The organism is Pseudomonas sp. ADAK2 TE3594 (assembly GCF_053628675.1).
Genome location: NZ_JBRJGV010000001.1, coordinates 5,821,045 through 5,842,233 on the forward strand (window position 1 = coordinate 5,821,045; position 21,189 = coordinate 5,842,233).

At 58.2% G+C, this 21,189-nt stretch carries 17 protein-coding genes; 4 read left to right on the forward strand and 13 right to left on the reverse strand.

Going from position 1 to position 21,189, the window contains the following annotated elements:
- Positions 1-230: 230 nt before the first annotated feature.
- From AB7M22_RS26275 to tssA, 12 genes are all read right to left on the reverse strand, one after another.
- Positions 231-1,748: a sigma-54 interaction domain-containing protein gene (locus AB7M22_RS26275; protein WP_008007647.1), complete on the reverse strand. Its 1,518-nt coding sequence runs from the start codon at positions 1,746-1,748 to the stop codon at positions 231-233.
- 10 nt (positions 1,749-1,758) lie between these two features.
- Complete coding sequence (gene tssH, locus AB7M22_RS26280; protein WP_454188222.1) at positions 1,759-4,407, reverse strand: type VI secretion system ATPase TssH; 2,649 nt, start codon at positions 4,405-4,407, stop codon at positions 1,759-1,761.
- Between the two features lie 13 nt (positions 4,408-4,420).
- The gene (gene tssG / locus AB7M22_RS26285; RefSeq protein ID WP_454188223.1) at positions 4,421-5,428 is read right to left on the reverse strand and encodes a type VI secretion system baseplate subunit TssG; all 1,008 of its coding nucleotides are present in this window, start codon (positions 5,426-5,428) and stop codon (positions 4,421-4,423) included.
- On the reverse strand, positions 5,392-7,179 hold the full coding sequence (gene tssF, locus AB7M22_RS26290; protein ID WP_454188224.1) for a type VI secretion system baseplate subunit TssF: 1,788 nt from the start codon (positions 7,177-7,179) through the stop codon (positions 5,392-5,394). Before tssF ends, tssG begins: the two co-directional genes overlap by 37 nt.
- Before the next feature lie 264 nt (positions 7,180-7,443).
- Positions 7,444-7,803 carry a hypothetical protein gene (locus AB7M22_RS26295; RefSeq protein ID WP_454188225.1) on the reverse strand — a complete coding sequence of 120 codons (360 nt, stop codon included), beginning with the start codon at positions 7,801-7,803 and terminating at the stop codon, positions 7,444-7,446.
- 28 nt (positions 7,804-7,831) lie between these two features.
- On the reverse strand, positions 7,832-8,197 hold the full coding sequence (locus AB7M22_RS26300) for a hypothetical protein (protein ID WP_007894571.1): 366 nt from the start codon (positions 8,195-8,197) through the stop codon (positions 7,832-7,834).
- Positions 8,194-8,844 (reverse strand): hypothetical protein, encoded by a 651-nt coding sequence (locus AB7M22_RS26305; protein ID WP_454188226.1) that lies wholly within the window; start codon positions 8,842-8,844, stop codon positions 8,194-8,196. Before AB7M22_RS26305 ends, AB7M22_RS26300 begins: the two co-directional genes overlap by 4 nt.
- Position 8,845: 1 nt before the next feature.
- Entirely contained in the window at positions 8,846-9,370 is a 525-nt protein-coding gene (locus AB7M22_RS26310; RefSeq protein ID WP_454188227.1) for a PAAR domain-containing protein, read from the reverse strand.
- Between the two features lie 10 nt (positions 9,371-9,380).
- Entirely contained in the window at positions 9,381-9,788 is a 408-nt protein-coding gene (tssE, locus tag AB7M22_RS26315; RefSeq protein ID WP_007894554.1) for a type VI secretion system baseplate subunit TssE, read from the reverse strand.
- A 12-nt stretch (positions 9,789-9,800) separates the two neighbouring features.
- Complete coding sequence (gene tssC / locus AB7M22_RS26320; protein ID WP_007894551.1) at positions 9,801-11,276, reverse strand: type VI secretion system contractile sheath large subunit; 1,476 nt, start codon at positions 11,274-11,276, stop codon at positions 9,801-9,803.
- Between the two features lie 28 nt (positions 11,277-11,304).
- Positions 11,305-11,808: a type VI secretion system contractile sheath small subunit gene (gene tssB / locus AB7M22_RS26325; protein WP_007894548.1), complete on the reverse strand. Its 504-nt coding sequence runs from the start codon at positions 11,806-11,808 to the stop codon at positions 11,305-11,307.
- A gap of 32 nt (positions 11,809-11,840) precedes the next feature.
- Positions 11,841-13,397 (reverse strand): type VI secretion system protein TssA, encoded by a 1,557-nt coding sequence (gene tssA / locus AB7M22_RS26330; protein ID WP_454188228.1) that lies wholly within the window; start codon positions 13,395-13,397, stop codon positions 11,841-11,843.
- A gap of 725 nt (positions 13,398-14,122) precedes the next feature.
- On the opposite strand from tssA, the gene AB7M22_RS26335 reads away from it, so the two are divergent.
- From AB7M22_RS26335 to AB7M22_RS26350, 4 genes are read left to right on the forward strand one after another with little or no spacing between them, the layout of a single operon-like run.
- A complete protein-coding gene (locus AB7M22_RS26335) occupies positions 14,123-16,150 on the forward strand; it encodes a type VI secretion system Vgr family protein (protein WP_454188229.1) in 2,028 nt (675 codons plus the stop codon).
- Positions 16,147-16,995, forward strand: coding sequence for a DUF4123 domain-containing protein (locus tag AB7M22_RS26340; protein WP_454188230.1), 849 nt, complete (start codon positions 16,147-16,149; stop codon positions 16,993-16,995). Before AB7M22_RS26335 ends, AB7M22_RS26340 begins: the two co-directional genes overlap by 4 nt.
- Positions 16,992-17,783: a hypothetical protein gene (locus tag AB7M22_RS26345; protein ID WP_454188231.1), complete on the forward strand. Its 792-nt coding sequence runs from the start codon at positions 16,992-16,994 to the stop codon at positions 17,781-17,783. The genes AB7M22_RS26340 and AB7M22_RS26345 overlap by 4 nt, the downstream gene beginning before the upstream one ends.
- Positions 17,780-20,116 (forward strand): lipase family protein, encoded by a 2,337-nt coding sequence (locus AB7M22_RS26350; RefSeq protein WP_454188232.1) that lies wholly within the window; start codon positions 17,780-17,782, stop codon positions 20,114-20,116. Before AB7M22_RS26345 ends, AB7M22_RS26350 begins: the two co-directional genes overlap by 4 nt.
- A gap of 132 nt (positions 20,117-20,248) precedes the next feature.
- Here AB7M22_RS26350 and tagQ read toward each other — a convergent pair whose 3' ends face one another.
- A complete protein-coding gene (tagQ, locus tag AB7M22_RS26355) occupies positions 20,249-21,178 on the reverse strand; it encodes a type VI secretion system-associated lipoprotein TagQ (RefSeq protein ID WP_454188233.1) in 930 nt (309 codons plus the stop codon).
- Between the last annotated feature and the right edge of the window lie 11 nt (positions 21,179-21,189).

Sequence of the window (21,189 nt, forward strand, 5' to 3'; positions counted from 1 at the left end):
AAGCCCTATAGCCAATCACAAGGGAAATGGTGGCCCCCTGTGGCGAGGGGACTTGTCTCCGTTGGGTCGCGAAGCGGCCCCAAAACCGGCTACCCCGTTTGTTCAGGCAGACCGCGTTGGCTGAATTGCGACTGCTGCGCAGCCGAACGGGGACAAGTCCCCTCGCCACAGGGAATGCGCTGATCAAAGGGAGCATTCCAACCACAGTGTTTGGGTGGCAAAAGTTATGGTCAGCCATCGAAATCACCCAAATTGATATTCAGGCGCCCAAGGCGATAAAGCAGCGTGCGGCGCGGCAATCCGAGTTCGCGGGCGGCGAGGGTCTGGTTGCCGTCGTTTTTGCGCAGGCAGTCGAGCAGCAAACTGCGTTCGACCTGCTCCAGGCGTTCGCGCAGGTTCAGACTGTTGTCTTCCGGCATGGCTTCCATGCGCAGGGAGAAATGCTCGGCCAGCAACTCGCCGCCTTCGCACAACAGCACCGCGCGTTCGACCAGGCCTTTGAGTTCGCGAACGTTGCCGGGGAAGGCATAGCCGGACAGGTGATCCAGCGCCGCGTCGGACCAACGCACCGCATCGCGTTGCAAAAACGCGCAAGCCTTGTCGGCGAAGTGCCGGGCCAGGTCGAGGATGTCGCCTTCGCGCTGACGCAGGGCCGGCAGCTCGATCGGGAATTGCGCGAGGCGGTAGTACAAGTCCTCGCGGAATTTGCCTTCGCTGACCAGCACCGCCAAATCCCGGTGAGTCGCAGCGATGATGCGCACGTCGATCTTGTGGGTGTCGTTGGAACCCAACGGGCGGATCTCGCCTTCCTGCAACACGCGCAACAGCTTGGCTTGCAGGGACAACGGCATGTCGCCGATTTCATCGAGCAACAAGGTGCCGCCATTGGCTGCGTCGAACAGCCCGGCACGGTCGCGGTCGGCACCGGTGAAGGCGCCTTTGCGGTAGCCGAACAGCTCACTTTCCAGCAGGTTCTCAGGGAACGCCGCGCAGTTCTGCACGATGAATGCCTGGGAACGTCGCGGACCGCAGTCGTGAATCGCCCGCGCGACCACTTCCTTGCCGGTACCGGTCTCGCCGCGCAGCAGCACGGTGTACGGGCTGTGCAACACTTTGCTGATCAGCGAATAGGTCTGGCGCATCGCCGCGCTCTTGCCGATCAAGCCATAACCGCTGACGCTCGGGACGCTGACCGACGCTGGTCGTGTATCGCCGGCCGGCCGACGCAAACGTTGCAGCAAGTGCAATTGGCCGAGCACGAACGAGCCCAGTTGACCGAGGGAATCAGCAAAGCCTTGCAGGTCGATCTGCCGGCGACTGGCACACAGCAGCAAACCTTCGACAGCCTTTTGCTGATTGACCAACGGCACGCACAACAGTGACTGCCAGGGCGTGGCCTGGAGCGGCAGAAAACTGGTTTCGTGCAGGCTGCCGCTCAGCTCGCTGAGGCATACCACGCGGTTCTGGCACAAGGAGAATTGCAGCAGTTGTTCACCGTTGTAATCCGCCGGTAGGCTCGCCCCTTCCCGAGGTTGCAGAATGCCGTTCAGGCACTCGGCGTTCATCCCCAGGCAGGTGTGGGTCGCGTCCAGCAGGTACAGTTGCGTCAGCTCGCAACCGCTGAGCTCGGCCAAACCGCGCACGAAGTCACCCAGCAGCGCAGCACCGTCCGCCGCGCGCGACAGGCTGGCGAATTGCGCCAGCAAGGCTTCGGCATAGACCAGCGGTTGCGGCACTTGAGTGAACATCACACCCACCTCAGGCGAACTCGCACATCACGCTGGCGTCACCGTCGAGCGTCGCATGCACACGCTTGAGGCTTTCACCTGTGGCCATTGCGTCGAGCAAACGATCAGCCACCAACGGCAGCACGTGCAGGTCCAGCAAGTGGTCGATCAGGCGTGCGCCGCTGTCGCTTTGGGTGCAGCGTTCGGCCAGGTGATCGACGAGGTCCTGGGAGTAAGTGAAATCGAGCTGACGACGGTTCAGGCGATCGCCCAAACGGCCGAGTTTGATTTCGATCAGCTCGCGCAGCACCGGGCCACCGACCGGGTAGTAAGGCACCACGCGCATCCGCGCCAGCAACGCCGGTTTGAAGTGCTTGCTGAGCACCGGGCGAATGGTTTCTTCAAGGACTTCGGCAGTCGGCCGCGCACCGTTTTCGCAGAGTTCGCTGATGCGGTCGCTGCCCAGGTTCGAGGTCATCAGGATCAGCGTGTTGCGGAAGTCGATCTCGCGCCCTTCCCCATCGTTGGCCACGCCTTTGTCGAAGATTTGGTAGAACAGGTTGAGCACGTCCGGGTCGGCTTTCTCGACTTCATCGAGCAGCACCACCGAGTACGGTTTTTGCCGCACGGCTTCGGTGAGCATGCCGCCCTCGCCGTAACCGACGTAGCCCGGCGGCGCGCCGATCAGACGCGACACGGTGTGCTTCTCCTGGAACTCGGACATGTTGATAGTGGTGATGAAGCGATCGCCGCCGTACAGCAAATCGGCGAGGGCCAGGGCGGTTTCGGTCTTGCCGACGCCGCTCGGGCCGACCAGCAGAAACACGCCGACCGGAGCATCGGGCTTGTTCAGGCCAGCGGCAGTGGCGCGCATCGAACGGTCGAGGGCATGAACCGCTTGTTCCTGACCACGAATGCGGGTGCGCAGGTCGGTGGCGAAGCTCGCGACCTTGGCGTTGTGCTCACGGGCCAGTTGCGCCAATGGCACGCCGGTCCAGGCGCTGATCACTTCAGCCACCAGACGCGGGCAGACTTCGAAGCTCACCAGACGCTCCTTGACCTGGGCCTCGGTCAGGGCGCGGTGGGTTTCGTTCAGCGCAGTTTCCAGGGACAAGACGCTTTGTGCTTCGTCTATTGGCAGGGTTTCAATCACGGTGCCTTCAGCGTCTTCTTCAACCGTGATGGTCGGTTCGACGGCAGCGGCTTCACGGGCCTTGGCCAGTTGCTGACGCAGGTCCAGCAGGCGCTCGGCCAGTGCTTTTTGTTCGGTCCAGAGGGTTTCCAGAGCGACCATTTCTTCTTCGGCGTCGGCCAGGCGATCTTCCAGAGCGTCCAGCGCTTCATGGTCAATCAACAGACCGGCCTCGGCGTCGCGACGCAGGGCCTGACGCTGACGGCCACCTTCGGCCAGTTCACCACGTAGGCGTTCCAGGCTTTCCGGGGCGGCGGCAAGGCTGATGCGCACGCGGGCGCACGCGGTGTCGAGCACATCGACGGCTTTGTCCGGCAGCTGTCGGCCCGCCAGGTAACGGGCGGACAACTCGGCCGCTGCAACCACCGCGTCATCACGCAAATAGATGCCGTGGCTCTTCTCATAAACCTGAGCCAGGCCACGCAGAATGGTCACCGCTTCGCTGACGGTCGGTTCGTGCAGTTGCACCGGCTGGAAACGACGGGCCAGGGCCGGGTCTTTCTCGAAGTATTTTTTGTACTCTGCCCACGTGGTGGCGGCGATGGTGCGCAGCTCGCCACGGGCCAGGGCCGGTTTCAACAGGTTGGCCGCGTCGGAACCGCCGGCATTGCCGCCCGCGCCGATCAGGGTGTGGGCTTCGTCGATGAACAGGATGATCGGTTTCGGCGAAGCTTTGACTTCGTCGATCACGCCTTTGAGGCGACGCTCGAATTCACCTTTGACGCTGGCACCGGCCTGCAACAGGCCCATGTCCAGCGACAACAGTTCGACGCCTTTCAAGACTTGCGGCACTTCACCGGCCGCAATGCGCGAGGCCAGGCCTTCGACAATCGCGGTTTTACCGACGCCGGCTTCACCAACCACGATCGGGTTGTTCTTGCGGCGACGGGCGAGGATGTCGACCATCTGCCGGATCGCGCCATCGCGGCACAGTACCGGGTCGAGTTTGCCGTCGCGAGCCTGTTGGGTCAGGTTGTGGGTGAAGCGCTGCAGCAGCGATTCGCCGGGCACGGCGGGTTTGCCGGTGGCCGGTTGTTCTTTCTGCGACAGGGCGAATTCTTTCAGGCGCTCGATGTTCAGCTTGGCCAGCAACGACTGGTAGCGGCTGCCGGCGTAACGCATCGGGTTGCGCAGCAGGGCGAGGATCAACGCGGCTTGTTCGACCTGGCTCTGGCCCAACTCGAGGTTGGCCACCAGCAAGGCGTCTTGCAGCCACTGCACCAGTTCCGGGGCGAACACCGGGTTACGCGAGGCGCTGTGCTCGACCCGCGATTGCAACGCGGCGCTCAGTTCGCCAGCGTCCACTTCGGCATCCTGCAATGCCCGTGCAAGCAGGCCTTGCGGGCGTTCCAGCAAGCCCAGCAGCAGGTCTTCGACGAGGATCTTGCTGCCGCCACGGGCGACGCAGCGTTCGGCAGAACTTTCCAGATCACGACGGGTTTCGGCGTCCAGCGCCTGGATAAGTTGTTGCAGGTCTACGTTGATCATGTGTCATCTGTCCTTAATGAATTTTGCTGCCCAGGGTCACCACGCCGTCCGCTTTCTCGCGGCCGAGCCAACTGGTCCACCCCAGGCGACAGGCGTTCTGCTCACCGATGCGCAGTTCGCGGATTTCTTCCTGGCGCAGCACCAGGCGAATGTCGTAGTCGAGCGGGTCACGCAGGGTGAACCGCACCAGCGCGCACAGCGGCTGGTAGCCGAAACCGATCGGCAGGAATTCGTGAAAGCGTTGCCAGTCGAGTTCGCGGATGTGAATGCGGAATTTGCCGCTGCGATCGCGCACGTGCTCGCCCAGCACCAGGTCTTCGCCGAGCATGCTGTTGGCGCGGCCCAGGCGATTGCGCTGCTCGTCGAGGATCTCGACGCGGCGCTCGATGCACTGCTCGATGGTCAACTCGGCGTGCTTGAAGTAGTAACGCAGCACCGCTTCGATCAACGCCGCCGAATGCGCCCGCAAACTGAGCAGGCCGAGGTACGGCAGCAGGCGTTTCCAGTTCAGTTCCTGGGCCTTGCGGATCTCTTCGCCACCGAGGCCAATCAACGCAAACAGCTGCGAGGAAAACGGATCGAGGGCGCCGCTCTGGAAACTCGCGCGGTAGCGGTATTTGCGCCAGATCGGCAACATCAGCCGTTGCAGGCGATGGTGAAACAGGTCGAGGAAGTTGCGGGTCGGGTTGCCGTCTTCGCTGTCGCCCAGGGCCTGTTCGCCATAGAACGCCGGCAGCGGCGAACCGGAGCCGACCAGGCCGATCAGGTTGAAACGCAGGCGCGCGCGCATCTGCCCGTGCTCTTCGAAAAACTCCACGCGATCGACGTCGCTGCCAGGGAAACCCAGGCTCGGGTTGGCCTGGAATTCCAGCTGGTCGTACAGGTCGTCTTCGCTCAGGTGCGGGTGTGCATCGCGCAGCCGGTCAATCACCAGCAGCACGGCCTGAAACAGCGAGTACTCGCGTATTACCCGGGTCAGCCCGCTTAAAGCAGGGGCTGCAGGCCCATACGTGGTGTCCATTGGTACACCTCTCCCTGTGTGCTTTTTACCCGCAGCTCGTGGAACGAATTGAGACTGGCGTAAAGCGCGAAAAACTCGTTAAGAACCGAAGCGAACACGAACAGGTCGCCCTCGCCGATATACCCTTCCGGGTCGATGGTCAGCTCGGTGCGCAACCCGCGTACCGGCAACCCTCGGTGCAATCTGTCGACGTGTTGGTGCTTGATCGACTTGAGCCCGCCCAGCAGGCGCTTGCTGACTTTTTCTGCGTGTTGGTCGTAGTAGCGCGGCAGGTCGTAGGTTTCGAGAATCACCTTCAACGCATTGACGTCGGCCAGCGACAAATAGTTGAGCGACATGTTGCTGATCAGCTTCCAGAGGAAGTCACGGTTCAGCGGCGGCGCGAAACTGGAGGTGGCCGGCGTGATGTTGCGGAAACTCAGAAACTCCGGCGTGTCTTCGCAGGCCATGCAGATGTCGCCGAGCTTGAGCTTGCGCGGCAGGTTCTGGTTGGTGCACATCAGCTCGATCGACAGGGTTTCGTGGGCTTCGGTGTGGCGGATGCCGAAGCTCAGGTAGGTGTCGAGGCCGTCGTGCAGCAAGGACGAACGCTGGCGGATGCTGTAATGCGGACGGCTAGTCGGTACATCGAAACTCGGGTCGTGCTCGAAGGATTCGAACGGCACGTACTCCTGATAACCGAGGCCGCCGGGCTTCCAGCCAGTGACGGTTTCCACCGAGAACACGCCGCAGTTTTGCAGGTCGAACTCGGCCGGCAACAGCAGGTATTCGTCCTGTTTGCCATCGAGGCGAATGGGCAAAGCATCGTGCTCGAACAGGTTAACGATCGGCGTGCAGTAGAGCTTCACGTTGTCCAGGGTCGGACGCATACGCATGATGCCGCTCTTGCGAATATCGAAACGCAATTCGAGACCGCGCATCTGCTTGAGCGTGTCTTCCGGCAGCGCCTTGAGCAGGTCCAGACCGTTGATATCGACGAACAGGAACTTGTCCTGGAAGGCGAAATATTCCTGCAAGTAGCGGTAGCCGCGGAAGGTGTTCAGCGGATACGGGATCAACGCCTCTTCTTCGGCAAAACCCACCGGCTGCACACGGTCGCCCGGCATCTTGAACGCCATCGGCTGGCCGCTCACACCGTTGACAGGCTTGCCGGCGCCATCCAGCGGGATCAGTTCGATGCCTTCCAGGTTGCGCAACAGGCTCAGGTAAAGCATCTGGCTGATGTAGCGCTCACCGGCAAAGTGCAGACGCAGTCGACTCAGCTCCAACTCGCCAAGGTGACCATCGGCGCTCATCTCCAGGCGCAGACTCAACAGCGAACCGTCGCCCTTCACCGAGTAAGTCAGCGCAGCCAGATCCAGCGGCAGCACCTCGGTCGGATAGCACGTACGGAAACGGCAGCGCACATCATCGACCGGCACACTCTCCACCGGCGTATCACGCTCGACCCTCAACGCAGGCCCGGAACGCTTCAACGGGTCGAACTGCAAAATGCTGAACGCCGGCAGCGGCCGCATGTAGTTGGGCCACAGCAGCTGCATCAGCGAGTGGCTGAGCTCCGGCAACTCGTCGTCGAGCTTCTGGCGCAGGCGCCCGGTCAGGAATGCAAAACCTTCCAGCAACCGCTCTACATCCGGATCCCGCCCGGCTTGCCCGAGAAAAGGCGCCAACGCCGGGCTACGCTCGGCGAATCGACGACCTAACTGGCGAAGTGCGGTGAGTTCGCTTTGGTAGTAGTGGTTAAAGGACACGGGTTACCTGCCTGGTAGTGGAACTCATGAAAGAACTGCCTTTGGACTGCGCTCGATGTCGGACCTGATCATTGGACGGAACTCAGGAATGCGATCGGGCACTGCAATACCCTGCCCTTCATCGAACGAGCAGCGATCATTGGGTTCGGCCCATTAGAAAATTTCACGGAACACCCACTGATTGAATCGATAAAGGGCAGCCACCCCAAACATCGAGGTCATCAACCAAAATGCCGCGCAGACAAAAAAATAAACGCCGTTCATTTACACCCCCCCTCGGGGTTCGAGCCGAGGGAGTGAAAACAGAACAAATAAGGTGATGAACCATGCAAGCAAAAGCGTGTAATTGCCTTGCATGTTGCAGAGGGCCCAGCCTTTCACAACGGCATAACCAACAACGAGCTGCACAAGCAGAAAAGAAACAACCGCCAAAGGAACCGAGAAAAAATAGCTATAGGGCTCGGCAAATCCATGGACTGTTACTACATAGATTTCAAACACCGCGAACGGCAAAACCAATGCAAGTGCCAGTAGAATTATTGCTCTCACTTTTTTCGCGCAGCTCGTCAATTCCGCTCCTTGCAATGGAGCAGAAAACCGGGGGCAGTCCCTTTTAGCTTTCATTTTTCAACCCTTTCAAGATTCACTAAAGCTATTTCGCCTTCGCCTTATCTGAACTAAGCACTTTTCGCTGCTGAAGATAAATAACACCCTCTCCAGAGAAGGCGATCACACTATTAGCCGTGAGCGGCTCACTATTCTCATCTCCAAACTTGAGCCAGCCTTCGTCCCATAACTCGCCACTCTCATGTCTTACTTGCACGAAATAATAAGGAGGCTCCGACTTGGTCACTTCAATATACTGACCGCCATCGGCACCACCTCTCCAGTGGGAATTAGGATATTCACTGAGCAAATGTGGCTTATCTTTTGAAAAGTCCATAAAAAATATCACCCCCAAAGCTACCAACAAGGACAGTGCGCCAACAACCATTAGAAAGCGTTTCAACCAGATCAATCTTTTATCTCCAGCGTATCGGTGCTAAATATGTAATCCAGATCCGGCTTTGTTTCTTGGAAATCTTCCATATAGTCTTTTGGTATCACAGCGAAATATGACCTTTTAGGCGCTCCGAGATTGAGACTATCAACCAAATCAGCCACAAACGTCATGCAGTTATGGCTTCTCAAGCTGTACGGTTCTCTATCCATATTGGCGTTGTCTTTTTCTTTGTTTTTCAGCCACGCTTCGGCTTGAGCAAAGGCTGCGCCTCTAAGAACGACCCCGGATACATTGCTCGACTGCCCATAAGACGTAGACATGCTCCTCAAGGTTTTTTTGAGCGACAATTCAGTTATCGCTCCACCTTTGATCGTAACGTTAGACACGGGGCGTACCCTTACAATTCCAGGTGGACCTGCGCCTTCATAACGTCCGTATTCCCCATACTTCGTCAGACCTGTTTTCCCATTGACAATCAGCACACCTGCGTGACCTAAATCAGAGAATTTGTGACTAACACCCATTGCCTCAACATGAATCTTGTAGTCTGGAAAGACGACTGGAATTACGAAGTCTTGATCGCTTACCAAGTAAATTTGAACTGGCGTATGGTCTTTCGCGGGAGTTGTCGCAACAGTTGCGACTTTTACGGCCTGAGGCATTTCACTCCCCCCTAACCAACCAATTTGGAATAGCCGAAATTTGAATATTCTGAACTTGAGCTTTTGAACCCAGTGATTTAGACAGTCCGGTCTCGTCCGTTACACCTTGAATTTCCGAGCCATCTTCAAGAGTGGCGATGTATGCAACGTTTTTAAGTGGAGCTCCAGATACCGGGTCCATCAACTGAATACGTACATCAAAACCAAAAATGTTCAACGGAACTGGCGCCACAAACGGCACCGGCGTATGCGAATTCCCAATAATCACCGTCGAAGACCCAGCCGTAACCTTATTGCCATGAGTACCAACAGAACCCACAGTGGCCGCTGGTTTACCGTTGATCAAAACAGTCGTCGCAAGATCGCCAACCAGCGCACCACCACACGCCGAGGCATCGCCTTGGCTAGCGGCCGCGAGGCCGTCGAAGAACACGTCGCCAGAACCGGCGGCGATTGGGTTGGTGCCGTGGCCGGGGAGCGGGCAAGCGGTGGGGTCGGATACGCGTGCTGCGGGTTTGCCGGACATCGGAGTCTCCTTAATTGACCTTTACTTGACCGCTGCCATCCAGGCGCGCGGCGAAACTGACCTGGCGCTTGAAACCATCAACTTCCAGCAGGCCTTCGATGCTGAAGGACAGGCGAAGCTGATCGTTGTCACGCGGCAGGGAAATGACACGCACATTGCTCAGGCGTGGCTCGTAGGCTTCGATGAAATTTTCGATGGCCAAACGGGCCTGACTCAGGGAGTCGTGCAGGCTCAGACGCATGTCATTGAGATCGGGTAGCCCGTAATCGGACAGCGTTTGCACGCTGCCCGCACGGGTGCTGAGCATCTTGGCCAGATGGGCAGCCACGGACGCCATGGCGGAGACCTCGCGGCTCCAGCCGACGCGTTTGTCCGCGTCGCCACCCAGGCGTTCGAAAAGGCTGCCGTATCCAGTCATGAGTCGCTCCGTTTACTCTTTGTCCAGCTTGCCAACCAGCGACAGGGTGAAATCGGCACCCATGTACTTGAAGTGCGGGCGCACGTTCAGGCTGACGCGGTACCAGCCCGGCTCGCCTTCAACATCGCTGACGATGATCTGGGCGGCGCGCAGTGGACGACGGCCACGGACTTCGGCGCTAGGGTTTTCCTGGTCGGCCACGTACTGGCGGATCCACTTGTTGAGTTCCAGCTCGAGGTCGGTACGTTCTTTCCACGAACCGAGTTGCTCGCGCTGCAGCACTTTCAAGTAGTGAGCCAGGCGGTTGACGATCATCATGTACGGCAGTTGGGTGCCGAGCTTGTAGTTCAGCTCTGCGGCCTTGCCTTCTGCGCTGATGCCGAAGAACTTCGGTTTCTGCACCGAGCTTGCGGAGAAGAACGCCGCGTTGTCGGAGCCTTTGCGCATGGTCAGGGAGATGAAGCCTTCCTCGGCCAGTTCGTATTCACGACGGTCGCTAACCAATACTTCGGTAGGAATCTTGGTTTCGATTTCGCCCATGCTTTCGAAGTGGTGCAACGGCAGGTCTTCAACCGCGCCACCGCTCTGCGGGCCGATGATGTTCGGGCACCAGCGGAATTTGGCGAAGCTGTCGGTCAGCTTGGTGCCGAACGCGTAGGCAGTGTTGCCCCACAGGTAGTGCTCGTGGCTGTTGGCGACGGTTTCTTTGTACACGAACGATTTGACCGGGTTTTCTTCCGGGTCGTACGGGTTACGCAGCAGGAAACGCGGCACGGTCAGGCCAACGTAACGGGAGTCTTCCGACTGGCGGAAGCTCTGCCATTTGGCGAATTGCGGGCCTTCGAAGTGATCTTTCAGATCTTTCAGGTCCGGCAGACCGGTGAAGCTTTCCAGGCCGAAGAATTTCGGGCCGGCGGCAGCAATGAACGGCGCGTGGGACATGCAGGCTACGCTGGACACGTACTGCATCAGTTTCACGTCCGGCGAGCTTGGGGACATGTAGTAGTTGGCGATGATCGCGCCCACCGGCTGACCACCGAACTGGCCGTATTCAGCGGTGTAGATGTGCTTGTACAGGCCCGACTGCATCACTTCCGGCGAATCTTCGAAGTCGTCCAGCAGGTCGTCCTTGGAGACGTTGAGGATTTCGATCTTGATGTTTTCGCGGAAGTTGGTGCGGTCGACCAGCAACTGCAGGCCACGCCACGACGATTCCAGGGACTGGAAGTCCGGGTGGTGGAGGATTTCATCCATCTGACGGCTGAGCTTGGCGTCGATCTCGGCGATCATGCGGTCGACCATGGCCTTCTTGACCGGCTCACCGTTGTTCTGCGGCTTGAGCAGCTCTTCGATGAACGCCGATACACCGCGTTTGGCGATGTCGTAGGCTTCGTCGTCTGGCGTCAGGCGGGTTTCGGCGATGATGCTGTCGAGAATGCTGTATTCGCCATTCTCGTTACTTTTTTGCTGCGCTGCACTCGAACTCATAGTGTTGGCTTCCTTGGCTGATAGAGACTCAGGCGTCCTGGGCTGCGGCGTTCAGGCCCAGCTCACCCAGTACGCGACCGCGGGATTCGTCGTCGGCGAGCACGCCTTCGATGGCTTTGCGGAACGCAGGCGCGTTACCCAGCGGGCCTTTGAGGGCCACCAGCGCGTCGCGCAGTTCCATCAGTTTTTTCAGCTCAGGCACTTGCTCGACCAGCGAGGCCGGGTTGAAGTCCTTCATCGAGTTGACGCGCAGTTTCACGGCCAGTTCTTCAGTGTCGCTTTCTTCCTGAAGACGGTTCGGCACGCTCAATGTCAGGCTCAGCTCTTGCTTGGCCAGCACTTCGTCGAAGGTCATCTTGTCGATGCTGATCGGCTTGCGATCTTCGATTTTGCGTTCGTCCTTGCGGTGGGTGTAGTCACCGATTGCCAGTAGTTTCAGCGGCAGTTCAATCTCTTCCTGAGCACCGCCGGTGGCGGGTTTGAAGGTGACGTTGATGCGTTCCTTGGGGGCTACCGAGCCTTCTTTGGCCATGGCTTTTCTCCTTGCGGTTGTGGCCCGGGGGCCTATTCGAGTACCACTTCGAGATCGAGGTGGCACAGCCTGCGATAAATCTCTTCCTTGCGTTCACGCACTGCATGGTTCTGCGGTAACAACTCGCAGCAGCTATGCAGCAAATGCAGCACTTCCAGCGCAAGATCGGGCTCCCAGGCGTGCAGGCCTGAGTCCTGTAATGTTTGGTCGAGGGTTTCGAGTTGGGTCTTGGCCAGTTCGTATTTCTTGGCCATGAAACACAGCCGCGCGAGGGCGAACTGCCAGAAGAATCGAACCCGCCCGCCATGGGCACTTTGCAGGCCCTGCTTGAGGACCTGCACGGCGGCCTTGAGACCGTCCTTGCGCAGAACCGGCAAGACTTCTTCCAGGGCCAGCTCCCAGGCCGGCTGGGTATCGGCGACCTCGACCTTGCGTGGCGCACTGGCGCTTTGCAGGTGCGGCATGACGTGGGCGCCGATCCAGGCGCGGGTGGCCGGATCGGCGAACGGCGCGCCGTCATGGAAACGCAATTCGATGATGCCGGGCAGGCGCTGAACCAAAAGCGCGAAGTGGATTTCCACTTCGCGCATCGCCATCTCGGCGTTCAGCCCCTGGAGGCATTCCCAGACTATTCGCTGGCCATCGAACCAGAACGGCGCCTTCGCCAGGCTCGCCTCCAGCTCTACCAGCAGATCAGCGTATTTCCCCTGGTCATAGCGGTCTTGATAGGCCTTGAGTTTGTCCGCCGGCAGCCCGCGCAGAACGGTGATCTGCTCGGCGTTACGCTCGGGCACCGCGTCGATCGGCAGCCACAGCAGCGTGCGATTGAGGCGCAGGGCACGCAGGTCGGTGGCTTTCTGCTTGAGCCACCAGGCACACAACGGACGGGCGTTTTCCTGCTGGGCACGCAGGGCTTTGTGGGCTTCTTTTTCGTTGTCGATCGGTGCGCCGGGAGTTAACAGCTGGGTCGCGGCCTGCTTGACCTGCGCCACCGCGGCGCCCACCACACCGGGCTCCGGCTGATTGTCGGCGGCGCGCTGGACCATGTTTTTCAAGCGACGGGAAATCGGCAGCAGCAACGGCGCGTCGTCGCCCAAATGCTCGGTGCACGCGGCGTCGAGCCCTTCCAGATGCTCGACCAGACGGCGGAACAGCGGCAACTGCTCTTTGATCGCGACGTTTTCGTTCAGCACCTGCTCAAGACGCGGCACCAACCAGCTGACGGCTGCGGCGCGGGTGCGGGCCTTGTTCGGATGAACCTCAGCCCAGTGATTTTCACAGAGGTGGTGCAGCAAACCGAGGCCGGCCAGCAACCCCGGGAAGGATTCACGCTGGTACAGCGCCCAGGTCAACCAGGCGCCGACGCGCAAATCCTTGGATTGGGTGCGCAGCAGGTTTTCACTGTTTTCGCGGATTTTCAGCCAGTCGATCTGACCGCTTTCGTGCATGGACGAGGCTTTACCCAGCTCACTTTCCAACGCCTCATATTCGCTCGAAAAGCGAACATCCTCGCCCGCGAAATTCTCTTTTGAAACAGAGGCTTTTGCGAGTTCAAGGTAATGAGCGGAAAGTTTGCTTGAGTAGGACATCCGTGACCTTTAATTAGGATTACAGTCACGCGACCATTGGAGTTGAAATGGCGCCGGACAATATCAAAGAGCTGCGATGAGTCTCATCCAATTGAGTTCACGCTCTTTCAAGGCGCGCATCCTAATCACAATGATGGCCATTGGCAAGCATCCGATTAAACAATAAAACTGCGTCTTCGTTATTGCTGTAGGAGATCACCCTATAGGAGACCGGGGATCCCCTGATGCCGGTTTTGACTTCCCTACCCTCGACCCACCCCCCCCGCAACCATTGAGCCAGAGCGGTTTATCAACCCCACCAATAATCACAAGACATTCACACCCTGAAACGGAACCCAGCATGACAAAAATAAAACATAAAAAATGTAGGAGCTTTCCGAAAAGTTACAGTCATCCATGGACGTAGCGATAACTGACAATAAACAATACAGAGCGCCATCAAAATGATGGCACTTTTATTTCACCCATCTTTCTACAAATACGTACTCAGCTCGCCTCAAACTTCTTACAAAAGTATCGAAAGCCATTCGCGCATTGCTGACGCAACATTCTGGAATGCGGAAAACTCTGACGTACTTTCTGGACGAGTCCGACATTCATTCTTTTGCTCTGTTGTTAGCGTGCTGGACAGTTTGCGTTTGCTCACGCCGGGCATGGCTTGAGCGCCGCGATTTGTCTCCTCTTTCGGCTCAAGGACGAGCCACGGAAAGCAAAAGGATAAGCGCATGTTCGCCCCGGCCAATGCTGCTCATTTCACGTTGTTGATCCCAACGGTTCGCAACGATTTCAAAGTGCTGGCCTTTGGAGGCACTGAGGCCATCAGCACCTTGTATTCGATCCAGATCGAGCTGGTTAGCGAATACCCTGACTTCGATCTGGAAAGCTTGCTCAGCCAGCCGGCGTTTCTCCAGTTCGGTCTCAATGGCGAAGGCATTCATGGCCGTATCGAAGATGCGCTCATTGGTGAAGCCGGTAAACGTCTGACCCGTTATCACCTGACCCTGGTGCCCGCGCTTTACTACTTGCAGTTCAGCCACAACCAACGGATTTTCCAGTACCTGACGGTGCCGCAAATCATCGCTCAGGTCCTCGAGGGGCATGGCATTCAGGCCGATGCTTTCACCTTCAACATCGGAACGAATCACGAGCGCGAGTACTGCACTCAATACGGGGAAAGTGATTTCGAGTTCATCCAGCGGCTGTGCGCCGAGGATGGCATCGCGTGGCACCATCGGCATTCCCGGGAAGGCCATGTGTTGGTGTTCACCGACGACCAGACCTTCTTCCCCGAGCTGGGCGAAACCCCTTATCAGCAGGACTCCGGCCTGGTGGCGGAGCATTCGGTGGTCAGCCAATTCTCCCTGCGTTTCAGCACCCGCCCCAGCACGACCACCCGCCGACACTACGACCTGAAACGCCCGAGTCTATTGCTGGAAAGTCGCTTCACAGCCGAGTTCACTCCTGAGCTTGAAGACTATCGCTACCCGCTGTTTTTCGAGAGCGAAAAACGCGGTAAACAGCTCGCCCGGCAGACGCTGGAACGGCACCGTACCGATTACCAATTGGCCGAAGGCGAAAGCGACCAGTCGACCCTGCGCAGCGGTCATTTTTTCAGCCTGACGCAACACCCACGCGAAACCTGTAACGATCGATGGCTGTTGCTCAGTGTCACTCACGCTGGAAAGCAACCCCAGGTGCTTGAAGAGTCAGTTACCAGCGCTGCCAAACCTGAGGACGGTTTTACCCAGGGCTACCGCAACCGCTTCAGCGCGATTCCCTGGGACGTGTTTTATCGACCACCGATGCCTGCGCGAAAACCTGTGCTGGTCTGTCAGACAGCGCGTGTCACTGGGCCGCCCGGAGAGGAAATCTTTTGCGATGAGTACGGCAGGGTTCGTGTCGAGTTTCCTTGGGATCGGGCAGAACTCAACAGCGAAAAAAGCAGTTGCTGGTTAAGGGTTGCATCAAGTTTGGCGGGCGAAGGTTTTGGGGCGGTGACCATCCCGCGCGTCGGCATGGAAGTGGTCGTGACATTTCAGGAGGGCGATCCGGATCAACCGTTGATCACCGGTTGCGTGGTCAACAAGGTCACGTCCGTCGCTCATCAGTTGCCCGAGAACAAGACCAGAACGGTTCTGCGCAGCCAAAGCTCGCCGCGCAACGGCGGCTACAACGAACTGTCGATTGAAGACCGCACCGGGCAGGAAAGAATCTACCTGCGCGCCCAACGCGACATCGAGCAACTGATCCTCAACGACAGCCGCAGCCTGATCAGCAACGACCGTTTCGAGCAGGTGGACAACAACAGCACCAGCCTGATCAAGGGCGAGGAACTCCACACCACCCAAGGCGTGCGCAGCACGGTGATCGGCGGTGATGAACTGATCACTATCAGCGGCAATAGCAGCACGACGTCCACGGGGTCGCTGGTGATTCAGGCAGGGCAACAGACGCATGTCACCGCCACTCACGTGGTGATCGATGCCGGAATGAGCCTGACGCTCGAGGCGGGTGGTCACCACATCGTCATCAACGCCGGCGGGATCTTCAGCAGCGTGGCCATTGTCGAGGGCGGTGCGCCACTGGCGGGTATTGCGCCACTACAGGCGCTTCAGGCTGTGACCAGTAATCCGAATCCCGTCATTGCCAGCCCACTGTCTATCGTCACCGCCGCCCGCCAGCAGGCGGCGGACTACTGCCCGCTTTGCGAGGCTTGTCTCGCTGGCCAATGCAGCATTGGAGAAGTCGCATGAATGCACTCGAACAATGGCTACACGAGCAATCGCGATCCGGGCGGGATCTCTATCTGATGCTCGACACTGACGGTCAGCTCGACGAGCGCATGGCGTTGGCCAAGGAACTGGGAGCCGATCAGTACCGCAATTTGTATGTGGGTACGGCAGCCAACTCAATGGCGCCAGCAGGGCCTTTTCTTTTCCATATTGGCACCGTCAAACATCCGCTCATCCAGGCGCTGCTCGATGCGCCCGAGCGTCATTGGGGCTGGCTGGCGAGCGCGATCAACTTTGACCTTGATGCGTTGGTCACTCACTGGCGCGACCGGCTGGTGGTCGGCGAGCGCCCGAATCAGGCGCTGTATCGCTTCCACGATAATCGCGTACTGGGGCGCGCCCTGGCCTATCTGCAACCTGAGCAGCGCGCCGAATACCTTGGGCCGATCGCCAGCGTCTGCTACTGGCACGCTGAACAATGGACGGTCACTGACAACCCTGACCCCGGCGAACATCCACTGCCGCTCGCTCCGGCCTGGTTGAAAACCCCGACACCGGAAATTGTCTACGCGAACGTGCAGTTCGATAACACTCGCCGCTACCTCATCCGCGAGCACACCGAAGCCCTGGCTACCCTCGCCACACAGCTGAATGTGGATGACTGGTTATGGGGCCAGATTCAATTGGCCCGTTTGTGGGGCTGGCAGCAACCGGAGCAGGTGCATTTTTTGCTGACTCAGTGCTTGAAGGCGCCGGGTTACCTGCCGCCCCGGTCCTGGTTACCCAAGCCCGAAGAAGACCCAGCGGCACATTTTGAGCGCGTGTATCAGCAAACGCTGTATTGGCAGGGAAATGCTCCCGTATGAAGCGAGCCTTTCAAAACCTGACCCTCGGCGGTTGCCTCTCACTGACTCTGGGTTGTTCCGCGCTCGGCAAGTCGAACAGTTTCACTTTCGTTCCCGATTTTCCGCCTGACTTCAAGTACGAACTGACAGCCAAATACGTGCCCGCCCAAGGGCAAACGTGCACCGTGCCGGGCGGGAAAGGTACTCAGCTTGGATTCAACAAGGTCTACATGGAATACGAAGCGACTTCCGAGATCCCGCTTTACAGAACCGTGAGCGGCTGTCCGCTGGCGTTGAACCGTGTGGAGGTCGAGGTGACGGGCATTTTTGGCCCGGAACGAAGTGATAGAAGCACTGACTATGCCGCAATTGCCGTGCGTCCAGAGTTGTTAGAGCGACAGATGGGCACTTTCAACACTGACGGCGTAGGTGAGTTCTTTGGCGAATGCCAATGGTTTTTCCGCACAGTCGGCCCCAAGCGTTACCTCATAAAAATCCTTTACTGCAAAAAGACTGATGCGCAGGGGAACGTCGCGAAAAGTCGTCCCTTCACGGCATACACGCTCGATCAGTTACCAGGAAAAACAGTGAAACTAAAAATTACATTGGCCCGTGAGGAGGAGCCTTATATGGGCGACACATGGGTGAAGGTGCCTGACGGCTGGAAGCGCTGTATGGGAAAAGGTTTCGAAGACCAGCACGCGTTTTGTTACGGCAATCACAAGGATTTCAGCAACTTCAGAATGGTGGATGAACGGATCTGCACCATTTACCCAGGCTGCACGGAAAACAAGGAGGAAAACCCATGAGCGTCGAATCTTTGGCTGCGAGCGATATTCCATTTATGAAAGGCAACATCCACGCTTGCCCATTGCGTGGCCACTCGACAAGTTTTCAGCTAGTAGACGAGTTCGGTGATGGCAAGGCCTACTCCGGTTTGACTTACGAATTTACCGACTACGAAGACACCATTTACACCGGAAAACTGGATGACACCGGCTCTGCCAAAGTGGAAAACCACTTCTGTGGCCCGGTGTTGCTCAAACTGAACGACGAATATCGAGGACTTAATGATGATTACAGCGAATTAGTTCGCAGGAAGCATTACCCACTCCCCATCACCGAGCTCCAAGTACGCGCCGAAAAAACACATTTTTTCGACAAATCAGGCGTACGCACTCTGGCAAATCCAGCGAAGGACCTCGCAGACCCCGATGCCTATTACCAGGTTGAAGTAAGCGAACTGGTCAAGCACGTTGCGCATTTGCCGCCCTTGGCCTCGCGCAGTTCCCCACCCAATACGGTGTTACACACGCTGTTCCGCCAGCCCGCCAATACCAGGGCTTTGACACTTCGGAATAAAGAGGCCCCCTGTGGTGGAATGGGCGCTGTCATGACCCCAGCAGACATGGGCATGTCCGAACTTGGGTTCGCCCCGCCGCCGCCCAAGCCAAAAGGCATCGCCTTACTGCCGAACAAACATCATGTGCTGGAAGTCCGTCCGATGAGAGCGCTGCGACCGATGTTGTCGACTGGCAACGAGTTTTGCGCACTCAACCTCTATCAACTGGCACTGATGTCGACGTTGAGTTACACCGACTTTGGTCAAGACCCGAATACCCAGCCCGTCAAATCGGATAGCGTGACATTTCCACTGCGGCCCAGCAGTGGCAACTGGTTCGGTCATGCCCTGCCGCAATTTGATGAGCTATGGCAAGTCGATGGCTCACAGACTGCGAAGTTCTATCCCTTGTATGAAGAGGTGCCCTACTCCAAACGTCTGGAAGTGGTGCCGTTCGACCCGCAGTTGTACCCAGAGGTTAACGACCCTAAATTGGGTGATGAGCAGGAAAACCCGGCCAAGCTGCATTTCCTTGATGATCGCAATCTAGAGGAAAGCTCGGACACACAGGCTTTCATCACCCATCACGACGAGTTGATATTGATCAGTGTCAGGGGAACCAGTGAGAAAGGACCCGACGCCTGGCTTGATGCGGATGCACACCAAGTACCCTTCGAGGAAGGGGATGGCAAAGTGCACAACGGTTTTTATCGGGCAGCGAAAGTGGCCTACGCGTTTGCCGTGAAGTATTTGGAAAAGTTCTACAGCGGGCAAAAGCTGGTGATCTGCGGGCACAGTCTCGGCGGTGCGGTAGCGCTGTTACTGGGTGAAATGCTGCGACGCAATAATCGGTATCAACCGGAAATCGTGCTTTACACCTACGGCGCCCCCCGCGCCGCGGACTCAACCTTTATCGAAGCTGCAAAACCGCTGAACCACCACCGCATCGTTTTCCACAACGACCCCGTACCGAGCGTTCCTTCTACCTGGATGAACACGCCGTCCAACCGCGTTCCGATGTACGCCACCCATGGGGCGGTACTTGCCCTTCACCCGGTGGGTGGTTTGGCGTTTTTTGTAGGCGGGATCATCAACTTCACGGGTGACCCCTATGGGCATCACGGCCAGTTGCGTCACTTCATGCCGGTGGAATTTGGCGAAGGTCACAGGTCCTCCATCCTCTGGGAACCGGGTTGCAGCACGATCAAAGATCATGGTTGCGCCGAAGCGCTGCGGCAGTTTGATGGCTTGCCCAAGCGCGACTCATTTCTGCGGCAGGTGATAGATAACGGCCATCACTCGATGGTCGGCAGCTACATTCCCGGCTGCTGGGCCAGCCTGCGCCGCTGGCAGGAAGCGCTGGAAAAAAGACGCTCACTGGTGACTTTGACGGAATTCCAATGGGTCGGCGACGCCCTGACAAATGTCTCAGGACAGCTGAGTGCACTCAAAGCGAAAATCGAAAAACTCTCCCGTGCTTATGCCAATCCCGAGCGAGATGCCCAAGCGATAAGAGATCTTGAAAAAGAAGTCGAACAGATCGGCCAAACAAAGGCCCGTCTGCTAGCGCTGCACAAGCGGACAGTCATCGACGCTGATGTTTATGGCAGCTACGCCAACCAGCCCGAGTGGGTGCAGGAAAATCTGCTGCGCTGGAAAGCCCATCCGGAAAACATCGTTCAGGAACAGTTGGCGATGATTCCACCGGTCGCCGAAGACCACGACGCAGCCATTGCGGCAATGACCGGAGGGCATGCCGTGGGCACACCATTTCATCTGGATATTGATTCGGTTGTGTAGCTCTGCTGGTGAAACGAGCGCTGGATCATTTGCAAGCGCAGGAGATGGCGGCGCACAGCGCCAAGGTGTAACCAGTACAGATCACTCCCACGCAAAGCGCGTGGGAATGATCACAGACCTACAAAAACTCAATCAAGCATTCGGGCAAGGCACCGGTGCCCAATCGCCCAGGTCCGGGTTCTTGCACATGCTGTTGACTTGAGTGGTGCCTGCGCTGGCGACCTGTTTGCTTTCAGCCTGTTTGGCTTGTGCGGTCTGCAGGGTTTTCTCGGTGGTGACCGCTTCTTTCGGCACGGTTGGCAGCACCGGTTTTTTCGCCGGTTTCACCGCTTTTTTGCTCTTGGTCGGCGCCACGACTGGCGTGGTGTCGGCGGTTGCCACGGTGACCACGTCAGTGCGCTGTACGCCGACTTGCTGCAGGTCTTTTTCATAGGCCTGGGTGTAGTTGTTCAGGTCTTCGCTGGCTTTACCATTAACCGCGACGATCAGGTCGTTGGACTCTTTGAGGCCCGCGACGATTTCTGCCAGGCGCTTGCGGCCTTCGGTGTCGTTGACGGTTTTGGCCTTGCGGTCGGCGACCAGTTTGGTGAACGCGTTCTGGTAGCACTGCTGCGAAGTCTTGGCGTACGCGGTGCTGCGGTCGATGTCGGCGGCGCTTTTGTTGACGTCGGAGGCGTAGGACGCGATGCGCTGGTTGTCATCGGCGATCTGCTTCTGGCGCTCGGTGTAGTAACCGGCCGCGCCGCCCGCCAGGGCACCGCCCGCTGCACCGATGGCGGCGTTGCGGCCACGGTTCTCGGAGTCGGTCAGGGCGCCCAGCAGTGCACCGCCGACAGCGCCGACGGCCGCGCCGGTGACAACCGACTTGGTCATGTTCGAATCAGTGGCACGCAGGTGCTGCACTGGCTCGTAGCAGTTGGGGTAGTACTCGACCTTGGTGCTCGAGGCGACCTTGGAGGTCGGCGACGTGGCGCAACCGCTCAGTACGGTGCTGAAGCCGACGGCCATCAGCAGCAAGTGACGCTTGGAAAGCGAAGCAACAGGTTTACGGGAGGAAAGCATAGTTGTGTTCT